This is a genomic window from Nocardioides stalactiti, from assembly GCF_014180715.1.
Classification (GTDB): domain Bacteria; phylum Actinomycetota; class Actinomycetes; order Propionibacteriales; family Nocardioidaceae; genus Nocardioides; species Nocardioides stalactiti.
Window position 1 is genome coordinate 1 of record NZ_JACEFC010000004.1, and the last position, 13,019, is coordinate 13,019.

Below are 13,019 nucleotides of genomic sequence, written 5' to 3' on the forward strand. Positions count from 1 at the left end.
CGTGCAGCAGACCCATGCTGTGATCGCGTTCGCTGAGAGCCTTCGAGAGACTCTCATCGAACTTGTCACGCGTCCGAAGTACGACGACGCAGAGGGTGTCGCGCTGGGCGTCCTCGACGAGCGCATCGGTGCGATCACCAAGAAGGCAAAGCCGACGCAGAAGGACAAGGACCTGGTCGAGGCACTAAAGGGCATCAAGTCGGAAATGCAAGCAGCGTTCGACGAGCGTTGGGCCAACCGCGAACCGCGACAGTAGTAGTCCGACGCCCACCCGCGTCACTTCGCCGTCTGTAGGCGCGCGAATCGACCCCGGGCCGGATCGGCGACGCCGTTGAGTTTCCTCCACGGATCACTGAGCGGGAACATCTAGGTTGCTGACATGCCTTCTTCAACGCCGGCTGGCGTCCGGGTCGCGACCGAGCCTGTATTCCACTACACCGATGCTGGGGCTCTGATCGGCCTTGTCCAAGGTCGCGTGCTGTGGGCGTCGGAAGCGGCTGGGATGAACGACCGCGCGGAGGTGAGGCAAGGGTGGCAGAAGATCCGCTCGTGGCTGGAAGACCAGCCTGTCGGCGATGCACTGGACTTGCTTCGTCATCACGCTAACGACCCCCTCAAGCGAAGCCACGAGGTGTTCGTACTGTGCGCTTCCACCCGCGCGGACGACGCAAACCAGTGGCGTCTATACGCGAATCGTGGCAGCGGGTACGCAGTCGAACTCGACCCCAGCGTCCCCCTCATAGTTGCCTCCGAACACAACCTGACCCCCATCGCCGGCGGAAAGATCTCGTTTTCGGCGGCAGGAGACCTTGTAGAGGTCGGGCCGTGGATGCACGTGATCTATACCGAAGCTGACATTGAGGCTGCGCTGCAGGCGCTCGTCGACAAGATCGACTCTGCAACTACTAGCATTCGCTCCTCCACCGCTGATCCAGACGAGAAGGACGAGGCACTGCAGGACGTTGCTGAGTGGGCCTACAGCGATCTCGCGGAAATCGCTCATCTGATCAAAGAGCCCGGGTTCTCTGGTGAGAGCGAGGTCCGCATCGTGGTGACGTTCTTCATGCAGCAGAAGCACATCAAGTATCGCGCTGGTGCTTACGGCATCGTGGGATACGCGGAACTTGTGACCGACCCGTCCGGCGGCGGCGCGCACCGTGTCCTGCCCAAGAAGGACGCGGTGGACGCCTTGCCGATCAAGTCAGTTCGGCTTGGACCATTGCTTCACGAGGAGCACCTTGAGTCCGTCGAGACCTTTCTACGTAACAACGGCCTTCGAGGAGTCGGCGTCAGCCGTTCGGAGGTACCGCTCCGCTAACGGTCTGGCGGCTGAGGGTCTCAGCGCGTTAGGGCCCGTGTCAGGCTGCAGCCATACAAAGGTGCCTCGCGGCCGTGCCGACGATGCTCTCGTCGCAGTTTCAGGGGGCTCTGCCGCTCAGATCGGGGTGTGCCGGATCACCGCGTCATTCCGCCGCGAGTTCTCAAGCTCAGCGGGGAACGCGGATCTGACCGAAGCTCGCGAGACCGTTGTGACCTATTCGGTGGCTTGTATAGCGGAACGGTCAGGCGGGAAGCCGTGGTCCTGGTCGACCACGGCTATCTGGGTACCTGCGTTGATGAACGGGACTGCTCAACTCGTCGCTTCAAGTGCGACGGCGAGAGCGGTCGCGCTCTCTTCGTCGAAGTTGCCGCTTATCACGCTTGCGCCATCCTCAATCACGGCCTCGACGGTCGGAGCGGACACCACGTTCCCATCAACGACCATCGCGTACTGACGGCCCGTGCCTGCGAGTTCGGTGGTGATTTGCTTGAACGTGTCCGTGGCTTCGGCGTCGAACTGGATGGCAACAGCCCATGCGACCTCACCCTCGGGGATCCTGGCTTCCGCGCCTGCGATCCCGTTCACGATCGCCGGCGGTGCCAGGAGGTACTTCATGGCCGTCCCATGTCGGATTCCGCATGAGAGAAGAAAGCCGTCGCTGAGCAGGCGATGCGGCTGCGGTTGAGCAAGTGAAGGGTCTGGGCACGAGAACTTGTTGTATTTCTGACACGTCCCTGTCGATGGGGTCGGGTTGAAGACCTCGTCGTCTTGTTTGGACGTATCTGGATTCGCGACGAAGGGTGCGACGCGCCCCAAGGGGCGTCCTTCGGCGCAAGGCCCGAACTGCCCCTCGGTTTCGGACACGAAGCGGGCCTCGAACACATGACTGCCAGTCGTGGAACCAGATCTCGAACTGTCCGTGGTTGTTGAAGCCGTGGTTACGTCGGTGCCGTCTGCCGATGGCGACTCGGAGTCGGCGCCCCGCAGCGCTAACAGGGCAACGCCAGCAACGATCGCAGCCGCTGCGACCGACGCCACGACGACCACGGCAAGTCTGCGGCGGGGGCTTGTGGGGACGCTTCCGCCGGGACTCGGAGCGGCCAATGTCGAGCCCGCAACGGTCCCAGGCATCGCGGGTGGACGCGGTGGCGCGATGGTCACCGGGGCCCCTGCGACCTCGACCGGCGCGCCATCGGGTGCGCCCTTTGTCATCTCAGCGTGACGCAACCGAACCTGCTCAACCGGTGCTCTGCCGACGCTGAACGCAAGCGCCGCCAGCGCCCACCGTGCACCACCAACTTCCTGCGTCCCGCGATCACGAGCAAGTCGGTCACCGCACGATTCGACGGCGGCACTAAGGTCGGCGCCGTGGTCCAGCTGATCTGTGAGACGGCCGAGCGCACCAAGCCGGATCGCGTCGACCAGGAGATTCGTTTCGCCCGGAGTTAGCGCGTTCTCCGGGAGGAAGTCGTCGAGTGCAGCGCGGAACGCTTCTGCCTCGGCGAATACACCAATACCTGCTGTCTTGGCCATCTCGGCGAGTTCGTCGTGCACCCCCACGGCGCTAGAGCCTCCCACAATCCGACGTCAGACAGTCGGGTAACGTCGAGAAGTCTCATTCCAACAGGGGCGGAGGCTCGCGGTCTCGCTGCTGCGGCGGGCTGGTTCGCGCTGGGTCCTATCCGTGCGAATCGATGACAACTGCCGCGGTCCGGCTCAGCTCGCGACCGAGGCTTTGTGCACCGTGCGGTGGCGCGTCGTTCCGCCGCGACAGAAGCGGATTCCAGCGTCTGACGTCCTACGCTGCGATCGCACTGGCAACCTCACCGTAGGACGTTACGAACGTGCGGATCAGTTCTGGCCCTAGCGCCGCTCAAGCGGCTCGTGTCGGCGTCAGCGATTCGCTGCGCACGTCTCCAGCTCTTCGTCCGACGGCGGAGGGCTGGCGAGTATTTCTGCCTGGCTCCCGAAATCGATAACCTCAACAGCGTCAGGCTCAGGCACCTGCACCGTCGCCCCGAAGTCGCCGTACTCCACGCGGATCCGAGTAGATGCCAGCACGCCCCGGAACTCGCCCAGCGCGGTGGGGAGTTCTTCTGAGTCAAACGCGGCGATTACATCAGCGCCGCTGAACTCGAGAGCCGCGTAGCGTCCGTCGCGGACGGTCGCCACACCTTGGATCTTGGCCGTCGGATCGATCCAACCGAGCTGATTTGCGACCTTCGGCATCATCGCCGGTGTCGCCTCGTCGAGCAGCAGGTCGACCACCACATCTTCGTCGCTACCGGCCCGGAAGCCGACCGCAGTCGGCTCGATCAACATCAGCGCCACCGGCGGGACCGCGGCAGCCAAGCCTTGGCGACCGCGGCCGGTGGTGAAGTGCATCCAGCAGGCGGCAACATCCTCGTGGATGTCAGGGCCCGTCACCTGAGTCCAGGTATGACCGGCCTTCACCCGGGTCTCCACCGAGGCGCCAGGCACCGTGATGACCTGCCGATAAGCTGGAGCGCCCAGGTCGAACGAGCCAACGGATATTCGCGCGAGCTCCACGCCGTCCGTCCACGAGAGCGTGAACCCCGCGGTCAATTGCTCGAGCATGTCCTGCTCAGCGAGATCCACAACCGCTTGGGCGTCTTCCTGGGTGCCGTCGACGACGGTGACCCAACCGGTCTAACTCGCTGTCGGTTCCCCGGCTGGCGCTGTCGTTCTGCTGCGCTCGGTCACGGGTCTGTCAGCGGGGTCGGTTCCGTCTGTACGGCACGCGCCGAGCAACAGTGCCACACAGGAAAGCGCACCCAAGCGACGCCACAAAACGATCACGCGGAGAGTGTCCCTCACCTCCTGACGCACCCGCCCGCTGGAGCCCGTTGTCGATGTGGCCCGGACCATGCCCGCGAGCTGGCCTGGGTCATTCCGCCGCGATCGACGAGTCATTCACGGCGGTGTGGAACACGATCCTCCGGAGCGACTCCGGCATTGAGTTCGCGGAGGCGAGAGAGGCTCATAGGCGCTTGCCCGTTGCTTTGGACACGACCTTTGGCACCAAATGCGATTTCCAGCGGGCCGTTGTAGACGACCTCGTGCTGGACTCCGGGCTGCCGGGACAGTCTCAGCACGATCAAGGCGGCGGCCGCACCGTGGGAAGTAGGGCGAATCGCCACCCCCCTCGTCCCGTAGGTTGCCTTGATCTCGACGCGGCGACCGTCTCGGGCAATGGCGTCGTGCCCTGTCGATGAGGCCGTCACCAACTCAAGGTCAAACATTGCTTCAGCAGCGGCCTCGCCGATCGAGCCGACGAGGTGCCCGTCCAGTGGGAACTTCCGGCCTGGGTGCATCGCCTCGAGTTCCGTCACGATCGCGTGGAGTTGCTCTACCAGCACGGCTGTTCTCGCCGTGCGACTACGGAGGTCAGCCCCGACTGCTTCGGAGCGCTCTGCGAAGGCGTCGTTCACGGTCCGATCATGCCCCGGGTTATGGCCCGGTTGGGTTGCCGCACCTAGCCTCCGGCGTCGGACGACAACGCCCGAGCCAACCCTCGGCGACGCAGATCGTGCGCTGCTCTCCTTCGCGCTCAGCCGATCCGCTCGTGTCGCCAACTCCTGCCAGCCACCGACGGAGGGCTCGACACTCCGGGCTTGATCGAATGCCACGTGGCGCGCCACTTCTTGGGCGGCTGCCGCAGTTCGGAGACGATCGCCGAGGCAACCTCCGGTGGGCTTCTCCGCGCCCGCGGGAAGCGGAGGAAGATCTGATAAGCCGCCGCGGACGACCGGAGATCGGCGTCGCCTGCGAGCAGTGCGACCTTCATCATGTCGTCGTTCGCATGGTCCTTGGCAATCCAACTCACCGACATGCCCAAGGCTGCCAGACGTTTCGTGTCGACCTGTGTCAACGCAAGGCGCGCGGTGGTGTCCTCTGGCCGCTCCCAGGAATGGTCGTCCTCGATGCGCTCGACCTCTGCGTCGTACTGCCCGGCAGGGAAGGTGACGCCGTGATCGATCGGCGCTTCGTCGATCCACTCCCAATGCACAGCGTCGCCTTCGCGAACGATCGTGACGTCGGTCGAGCCACAGCCGTACTCGCCGCACTCGCATCGCGCGATCGGCACTTGATGGGGTTCAGTCGTCGCAACCAGCCGGTTCGTCGGGATGAGGACATCGAAGGGATCCATGCCCATCCCGGCCCCGATGCGGGTCATCTCGACGTCATTGACGAACACGAGCAACTCATGACCGCCGACTGCTCCATCAGCCTGACGGATGTCGAACCGGATGGTGTCGGTCGGGGCACGGCTGAGCGTCCTGCCTGCGGCCACGATCTCCTTCCAGGGCGCGAGCTCGCCGGGCCTCGGAATCTGCAGTTCGTCCAATGTGGATTCCAGCAGCGCGTTGATGTCATCAGCACGGTCGGCGGCTGATGCGCCGGCCAGGAGCCGAAGACTCGGCGAGTCCAGCCCGTCCACCAAACACTGAACGGCCGCGTCGATGAGCTGCTGCGGCCCGTCTCGGTGCGGCCCTGGATACCACCGCGACGCGGCGTCATAGAGCCGGTGCTCTGGTGAGGCGTAGTTGAACTGCACGAGCCCATCATCGACGACTCGCCCCGCCTGCGCCTCGGCCATTAGCTGCGACCGGGCTTGATCCTGCCGACGCGTGCTACCGCCGCCATCGAGGACCGCTCAGCCGCCAAGCTCGCCGTCGAGGAGGCCGACGACGCTGGCGGATGGGTAGGGCGCGACGGTCCCAGTCAGATAGAAGAGAAGAGCGAGGAACCCGATCACGGGTCTAGGGTGACCTGATGCCCCTGACCCGAGGACCACGGCTCCTCGGAGTCACCGGAGGTCGGGCTGCGCGCTGGGGAGCACTGGCATTCCTCGCACGGCCGAGCTACATCGCGACGGAGTTCGTCGTTGCGGCGGCAACGACGGGCGGCTACAGCTTCCTCTCCGATTCGGTCAGCCGACTCGGAGAGGTTGGCTGTTCGCCGGCGTACTGCTCGCCGCGTCACGAGCTGATGAACGGTTCCTTCATGGGCTTCGGTGCGTTGCTGGTCGGTGGCGCGGTGCTGCTCTCGCGGCCCATGGGTCCATGGGTGACGGGGCTGCTCGTGGTCTCCGGGCTGAGCTCGGTGGCCACCGGCCTCGCGCCTCTCGACCAGGACGGCACCCTGCATGCGATCGCCGCCACACCGTTGTTCGTGGCGCAGCCGATCGCGCTGATCGTTCTCGGTGCGCGGTTGCGGAACGACCGGCCGCGTCTGGCCGGGGCGCTCCTGGCCACCGGAGTCGTCACCGGCGCCGCGGCCCTGTCGTTCGTGCTCTCGGGCGACGGCCACCTATCGGGAGGCTTCGAGCGACTTGCCCTGTGGCCGGTGCTGGGAGGGCTGGCAGCCTTTGGTTGGACGCAGCTCACTCATGGCCGCGCTGGCCACCTCAGTGGTGTCTAGGCTGGGACAGTCATCCCAGCACGAAACGAGGTCGCTGTGCCCGCCACCCGCTCCGCCCGACAGAGGAAGGCCAGCGTCGAGGCAGGAGCACTGGCCGAAGTCCGCATCGACGTGGGCTCCGACGACTCCTACGTCTACAAGATCTCGTGCAATCACTGTGAGGTCGCGCGGCCCGGGACCGGCACCCGCGCCTGGAGCACGCGCCGGTCGGGAGAGGACAACGGCTACATGGCCGCGATGGATCGATGGATCTTTCACCTCGAGTCCCAGCACCCCGATGCTGACGCCCCGTGTCTGAACTACCTGGCGGAGGCCCGCGCACGTCTCCAAGAGCGGCGCGACGTCCGGGACTGAGGAACGTGCCGGTCGACCCCTCCCGGATCCGGACGTTGATCGGCGCGCGGGAGGACGATCATGCAAAATGACACCCAGTCGCTGCCAGTCGCCATCCGGGGTGGGGCATAGATACGGGGGGACCCCATGCGCGTCAGCCGCTCGGAGGCTGCTGCTTGCCCGAGGCAGAGCTCGTCGACGTACGCCGTTCGCGGACGTCGAGCCATCGCGGTCGCCGCCGCCATCACGGCGCTGGCCGCCACCGCAGTGCTGGCCGCGCCCGCGGCCCACGCCGAGGACGGCTTCGACATCGACTCCACCAGCCGCTACGTCCTCGACGCCAAGGACGAGGTCGTCCGGGCCACGATGACGGTGACGGTGACCAACGAGAAACCGTCCTATCGGACCGGCAACTACATCCAGTACTTCTACCTGCCCTCCCTCACCATCCCGGTCCCCGTGGATGCGGCTCAGCTGACGGCGGTCTCCAACGGCGCGCCGCTCTCGGTGACCCGGGAGCCCACGAAGGACCCGAGCACGTCGCTCGCGACCATCGACTTCCCGTCCAACCTGCTCTACGGCCAGAGCCGCACGATCACCCTCTCGTTCGTCCTCGAGGGCGAGGAGCCGCGCTCGAAGAACCAGACCCGGGTCGGACCCGGCTACGCGACGTTCGCTGTCTACGGACGCGGCGACCCCGGCCAGAACACCGTCCAGGTGGTGCTGCCCGAATCGATGACCTTCGATGCGACCACCAACGCCTTCGACGGCGGCGAGGGCAGCGAGGGCAGCAAGACCCTCACCTACACCGCGACGGCCGACACCGGGGACTTCGGCTTCTGGGCGGTGGTCTCGGCCCGCGACCTCGAGATCGCGCGCACCAGGACGGTGCAGCTCGGCGACCAGGACGTGGAGGTGCTGGCGTTCAGCGACGACAAGCAGTGGTTGCGCTTCGTGTCCTCGCGGATGACCTCGGGGGTCCCGGTGCTTGAGGAGCTGGTCGGCACCCCGTGGCCGGGCGGGCTCACGACGGTCCGCGAAGACCTGTCCGTCAACGTCCGCGGCTACGACGGCTGGTTCGACGGCTCGGACAACTCCATCACGATCGGCGAGGGCCTCGACCAGGAGCTGCTCTATCACGAGCTCCTGCACGCCTGGGCCTCGTCGAACGCGTTCGAGGAGCGGTGGATCTACGAAGGGATCGCCCAGTACGTCGCCGCGCAGGCCGTCGCGACCCAGGGCGACAAGCCGGCCCGACTGAGGCCGGTCTCGACCACGAGCAAGCACGCCGTGCCGCTCAACACGTGGGACGACGCGGGTGAACGCGTCCAACCGACCGACGGCTACGGCTACCCCGCGTCGTACCGCACGATGACGGCGTTGCTCGACGACATGGACGACGACACCCGCAGCAAGGTGCTGGCCGCGGCCATCGCCGGGGAGAGCGCGTACGGCGTGCCTGGCGAGATCCGCCTGATGGTGAGCCGCACCGGATGGCGGCGGTTCCTCGACCTGGTGCAGGTGCTGGGCCGCGAGGACCGGGCCCCCCGGGTCTTCAGCGAATGGGCGCTCACGCCGAGCGAGCGCACGCTGCTCCAGGACCGCAAGCGCTCCCTCGCGGACTACGAGGACGTCGACGCCGCCGACGGCCGATGGGTGCCGCCCGTCGGGGTGCGTACGGCGATGACCGACTGGGAGTTCGACGACGCCCAGCAGGCCCTCACCCAGGTCGCCGACCTCGGGCCGGCGGTCGTGAAGGTCCAGGAGGCTGCCCGGCGCCACGACATGAAGGTCCCGGAGCAGGTGGTCGCGCTCTACCAGGACGCCGACGGCGAGGCCGACTACGACGAGCTCTCCGACACCCTGCCGAAGGCGGCGACGGCGGTCGACGCCGTGGGCACGGCCGACGCGGCCGCAGCCGAGTCGCGCAACCCCGTGGCGGGTCTCGGCGCCCTCGGGCTCGGCCTCGACGACAAGGCCGCCGAGGCCGACGACCTCCTGGCCGAGGGAGATCTCGACGGCGCCACGTCCGCGGCGCGCGAAGCGTCCGACGCCGCGGAGCGGACCACGCTCGTGGGTGGAGGTCTCCTCGCCGGCGCGCTGGTGCTGCTGGTCGGCTCGGCGCTGCTCGTCCGCGCGCTGCTGCGCCTACGAGCCCGCCGGCGCGCCCGGCGGCGGCAAGCGCGGGCCGACGCAGCCCCGGCGTACGCCGGTCAGGACGAGTCGAGCGACGCGATGAACGACGGGGCGCACCAGCGGTAGCTCGACCCCGGTCGGGACGTCACGTCCGGAGGTGCGCAGCCAGCTGAGCGGCAAGCTCCACCGACGCTTCGATCTCCTCACGCCGGATCGAGACACTCTCCACGTTGAGACCGAACGGCACCCCGAGCCGCCGGCAGTAGTCGATGAGCTCTACGGCTGTCGTCGCAGCTTGGTCCGACGAGGCCGCCAACGGGTTGTTCGAGTGCCGGAGGTCGTTCTCGATCCACCGCGGGACGTCGACCCCCAGCCAGCGCAGGAAGTCGAGGGTCTTCATGGATCCGCAGACCGAGAACGTGAACACGATCGGCACCGGGTCGAGCCCGCGTGCCTCGCACTCGTAGCGGTAGTCGGACACGAGGTTCTTGGCCGCGTTGACGTCGTACACGACTTGGGTCACGAAGAACCGGCAGCCGGCCTCCTGCTTCGCGATCAGGCGGAGGTGCTCGTTCTCGCGGCGACTGTGCCGCTCCGGGATCGCGACGCCGCCGAGGAGCAGGTCCGGGTTGAGGTCGGCGCGCATCGCCTGTGCGTCGACGAGCGAGACGGCAGGAGCCGCACCACTCGACGCAGCTCCGACCATCACCGTCAAGGTACGGCGAGGGTCCTGGTCCGCGATCCAGGTCTGCAGGTCCTCGCGCCGGTACTTCCCCACCGCGCGGTAGATGATCACCGGCGTCTGCCACTGCTGAAGGTGGTCGGCCCGAAACTGGGCCGGGTCCACCGTCGGGCTGAACGGGAACGGACGCTCGGCCGGGTTGCGGGAGCTCTCGTCGTCGATGTCGTAGAGAACCAGGCCATCGAGGTCGAGGTGGTCCAGCCGGTCGATCGTGGCCTGCGCGATCGCCGGCAGCCGCTCGGCAGGCGTCGACTGTCGGGGAGGGGTGATCGCGAAGAGCACGAACTCTCCCTGACCAGAGCTCAAGCGAGCGGCGAGATCCACACCGGGGACCGTAGCGGGTCAGGACCTCGTCAGCGGCGGCAGGGATGAAGGCGGCGGCGGAGCCACGATGTAGCCGTCCTCGAACGAGCCGTACACCTGCAGAGCGTCCCGGCGGTGGTGCCACAGCCAGGCCAGGTGCGCGCACAGGATGGCGTCCAGCTCGTCCTCGATGCGCGTGAGGTCACCCGCTCTCGGGTCCGCCACGATCGCGGTCAGCTCTGCCCAGCGTGAGCTGTCAGCCAGCCGCAGCTCAGCGATCGAGGCGAGCTCCCGCACCAGCTGTGCGAACCCGTCTGCGCGAGTGGGTCCCGATTTGTAGAGGATGCGCTCCGCAAGTCCGAACAGTCCCACCATTGCCGGGTGCGGATACACCTCGACGCACACCGGGGTCTCGACGCTGCCCCGGGACGCTGGGTCCACGGCCCACCCGAACCGTTCCGCGAGAGTCGCGGCCCGCGGCGGGTCGAACTGCGGGCGGCTGCGGTTGGAGGAGTGTGCGCCGATCTTGTACCGCCAGAACGCTCGAGAGATCTCGGTCTCGCACCGCCGCTGACCAGAGTCGTTCGGAACGATCAGCGGGGCGTCCACTGCCACCACGATCACGTCCCCGGCGTTGCTCGCCAGCCACTCACCGATCTCGTCGTTGGTCCGCACGACGCCGGACCGGACCAAACGCCCCGAGTCGTCGACCACGGCGATGCCGGTCCGCGCCTTCGTGCCCCACGCAAGGTCGAGCCCGACGAAGCCGCGCTGCGTCGAGGTCACGGGCCGAGCCTAGTTGGCCGGTTCCGTGCCCGCGCCGTCAGCTGAAGCCGCCGACCTTCATCGCCATGAGCTGGCCGCCCTCGACCCTGATGGCGGTGCGACCGCGGCAGAAGACCCGCACGGTGCCGCCTTCGGGCCCGATGATGAGTCCCCCGTTCATCGTCATCGAGTGGGCGTCGCCGTTGTCGTAGGCCGATGTCCCGCCGATGTACTGGTCGTATCCCTTGCGGAGCTCGCAAGAGATCCAGGAGCCGTCCGCGAGCGGGTCGTGCACGCCGTTCATGGAGACCGTGATCGCCCAGTCCCCTGGAGCAAGCGGCTTCTCCAGCATCACCTGGAAGATGCCGCTGTTCAGCTGGTACGGCCCGGCGAAACCGAACGTCACCGTCGAGATCCCGGCCGGCCCCTGCGGCCCCTGCGGCCCCTGCGGCCCCTGCGGCCCCTGCGGCCCCTGCGGCCCCTGAACGCCCTGCGGCCCCTGCGCCCCTTGCGCACCCTGGGGTCCCTTCGGTCCGACCGCACCACGCGCAGCGAGCAGCCCCCAGCTGTCCGGAGTCGCCGACGGCCGTTGACCGGTCGACCTCACACTGGCGACATAGCTGGCGCCGGCGTAGGTCACGACGTCCAGCGCGGCGTACGACGTCGTACTGGCCCACGCTCCTCGGTAGCGGTAGCCCTTGGTCCATGCCACGGTCGTCTCCGACCCCGTGCACTCGTCACCGGCCTGGACGTCGATGATCCGGACGGCGCCGCTGGTCTTGTTCACGCACCCGGTGAACGTCCCTGCCGGGGACGGGATCGACGCGGTGGCGACCCCGCCCACCAGGGCGACGCTCGCCGCGAGGGCGCCGAGCGGCCACACGCGGCCGCCGAAGCTCAGCCTGGTCATGACGCCACCTCCAGGGCGGCACGACAGAAGGTGGTGACGGGGCCCGGCTGGTCCGGTGTCGAGATGAGGGAGTCCATGCTCTGATGGCGTTCCGTCCCCACGGAACACCGTTCCGCGGCGGACTCCGGCGAGCCAACGAGGCCTGGGGCCGGCCACTGGCGGAGCCGCACGCTGCTGCCCGGCGTACGCGCTCCTGCCGAGACGGCAGCGGACGTCCACCCCGATCTGCGGACAAGGGAGCTGTCGGCGCCTAGCCTCGAGGACACTGTCCGATCGCACGTGGGGATCTTCATGGAACAAGAGCAGGTCGTCGCCGAGCTCGCCCGCCTCGCCGAGGAAAACAGGCGGCTTCGAGCCGACGTCACCCGACTCAGCACGGAGCGAATCCCGCACGTCGATCGATCGAGCCGACGTCGGGACCGACGCCTCACCCTCGCGTATCTCTTCGTCGCGATCTTCTCGGTCGGCCTAGCCGGACTCGCCACCGCTACAGCGCTCCCCGGGACCGACACGGTCGACGGCGGTGACATCGTCAACGGCACGGTGAGCACCAGCGACGTCAAGGACGGGACCCTCGGCGCAGCGGACGTCAAGCAGTCAGCGTGGGTGAACCTGGCAGCCAATCCCACGAGCGGTGGCGAGCCATGTGGAAACGGCGTCACCGCCACCTTCTGTGGCGTCTCTGACAGGAAGTGGGCGAACTACGGCGACGGGTTCCAGGGTGCTCGGTTTTCCAAGGACCTCACCAACCGAGTCCACCTCGAGGGCCTGGTCAGGGAGGTTTTCTCACCCGAGTACCAGGGGGGCATCGCGCCCACTCCGATCTTCGTCCTGCCGGCTGGTCATCGCCCCGCAGCCACGCTGATCTTCTCGGCGGACTGTGCGACCGCCGAGGGCCCCAGTCACGCTCGGATCGACATCTTCCCGAACGGCAGGGTGGTCAGCAACACCGACGTGGGCTGCTCCACCAGCGGGTACGTGTCCCTCACCGGCATCAGCTTCCGCGCGGGCCGATGACGGGGGCAACCCACGGAGTCCAGCGCCACGTCGGCTCGTCTACGTTC

The 13,019-nt window shown here is 67.3% G+C and carries 13 protein-coding genes; 6 read left to right on the forward strand and 7 right to left on the reverse strand.

Going from position 1 to position 13,019, the window contains the following annotated elements; all coding sequences use genetic code 11:
- Both H0487_RS01345 and H0487_RS01350 read left to right on the forward strand, forming a co-directional pair.
- On the forward strand, positions 1 to 256 hold a 256-nt coding region (locus H0487_RS01345), incomplete at its 5' end, for a hypothetical protein (protein WP_183092430.1).
- Between the two features lie 123 nt (positions 257 to 379).
- Positions 380 to 1,318: a DUF2971 domain-containing protein gene (locus H0487_RS01350; protein ID WP_183092431.1), complete on the forward strand. Its 939-nt coding sequence runs from the start codon at positions 380 to 382 to the stop codon at positions 1,316 to 1,318.
- A gap of 312 nt (positions 1,319 to 1,630) precedes the next feature.
- On the opposite strand, the gene H0487_RS01355 is transcribed toward H0487_RS01350, so the two are convergent.
- The 4 genes from H0487_RS01355 to H0487_RS01370 form a co-directional block, all read right to left on the reverse strand.
- Positions 1,631 to 2,881: a SecDF P1 head subdomain-containing protein gene (locus H0487_RS01355; protein ID WP_183092432.1), complete on the reverse strand. Its 1,251-nt coding sequence runs from the start codon at positions 2,879 to 2,881 to the stop codon at positions 1,631 to 1,633.
- 333 nt (positions 2,882 to 3,214) lie between these two features.
- On the reverse strand, positions 3,215 to 3,940 hold the full coding sequence (locus H0487_RS01360; protein WP_183092433.1) for a hypothetical protein: 726 nt from the start codon (positions 3,938 to 3,940) through the stop codon (positions 3,215 to 3,217).
- A gap of 311 nt (positions 3,941 to 4,251) precedes the next feature.
- Positions 4,252 to 4,773, reverse strand: coding sequence for a DUF6998 domain-containing protein (locus tag H0487_RS01365; protein ID WP_220792976.1), 522 nt, complete (start codon positions 4,771 to 4,773; stop codon positions 4,252 to 4,254).
- A 119-nt stretch (positions 4,774 to 4,892) separates the two neighbouring features.
- Positions 4,893 to 5,900, reverse strand: coding sequence for a hypothetical protein (locus tag H0487_RS01370; RefSeq protein ID WP_183092434.1), 1,008 nt, complete (start codon positions 5,898 to 5,900; stop codon positions 4,893 to 4,895).
- 218 nt (positions 5,901 to 6,118) lie between these two features.
- Between H0487_RS01370 and H0487_RS01375 the strand changes: the two genes are divergently transcribed.
- The 3 genes from H0487_RS01375 (at position 6,119) to H0487_RS01385 (ending at position 9,361) form a co-directional block, all read left to right on the forward strand.
- On the forward strand, positions 6,119 to 6,766 hold the full coding sequence (locus tag H0487_RS01375) for a DUF998 domain-containing protein (protein ID WP_183092435.1): 648 nt from the start codon (positions 6,119 to 6,121) through the stop codon (positions 6,764 to 6,766).
- A gap of 36 nt (positions 6,767 to 6,802) precedes the next feature.
- Complete coding sequence (locus tag H0487_RS01380) at positions 6,803 to 7,120, forward strand: hypothetical protein (RefSeq protein WP_183092436.1); 318 nt, start codon at positions 6,803 to 6,805, stop codon at positions 7,118 to 7,120.
- A gap of 126 nt (positions 7,121 to 7,246) precedes the next feature.
- Positions 7,247 to 9,361 carry a hypothetical protein gene (locus H0487_RS01385; RefSeq protein ID WP_183092437.1) on the forward strand — a complete coding sequence of 705 codons (2,115 nt, stop codon included), beginning with the start codon at positions 7,247 to 7,249 and terminating at the stop codon, positions 9,359 to 9,361.
- 19 nt (positions 9,362 to 9,380) lie between these two features.
- Here the strand turns inward: H0487_RS01385 and H0487_RS01390 are convergent, their stop codons facing one another.
- From H0487_RS01390 to H0487_RS01400, 3 genes are read right to left on the reverse strand one after another with little or no spacing between them, the layout of a single operon-like run.
- The gene (locus H0487_RS01390; protein WP_183092438.1) at positions 9,381 to 10,301 is read right to left on the reverse strand and encodes a methylenetetrahydrofolate reductase; all 921 of its coding nucleotides are present in this window, start codon (positions 10,299 to 10,301) and stop codon (positions 9,381 to 9,383) included.
- Between the two features lie 18 nt (positions 10,302 to 10,319).
- Positions 10,320 to 11,066 carry a DUF429 domain-containing protein gene (locus tag H0487_RS01395; protein ID WP_183092439.1) on the reverse strand — a complete coding sequence of 249 codons (747 nt, stop codon included), beginning with the start codon at positions 11,064 to 11,066 and terminating at the stop codon, positions 10,320 to 10,322.
- A gap of 37 nt (positions 11,067 to 11,103) precedes the next feature.
- Positions 11,104 to 11,955: a hypothetical protein gene (locus H0487_RS01400; protein ID WP_183092440.1), complete on the reverse strand. Its 852-nt coding sequence runs from the start codon at positions 11,953 to 11,955 to the stop codon at positions 11,104 to 11,106.
- 291 nt (positions 11,956 to 12,246) lie between these two features.
- Here H0487_RS01400 and H0487_RS01405 point away from each other — a divergent pair, with 291 nt between their 5' ends.
- Positions 12,247 to 12,972 carry a hypothetical protein gene (locus H0487_RS01405; protein WP_183092441.1) on the forward strand — a complete coding sequence of 242 codons (726 nt, stop codon included), beginning with the start codon at positions 12,247 to 12,249 and terminating at the stop codon, positions 12,970 to 12,972.
- Positions 12,973 to 13,019 lie beyond the last annotated feature (47 nt).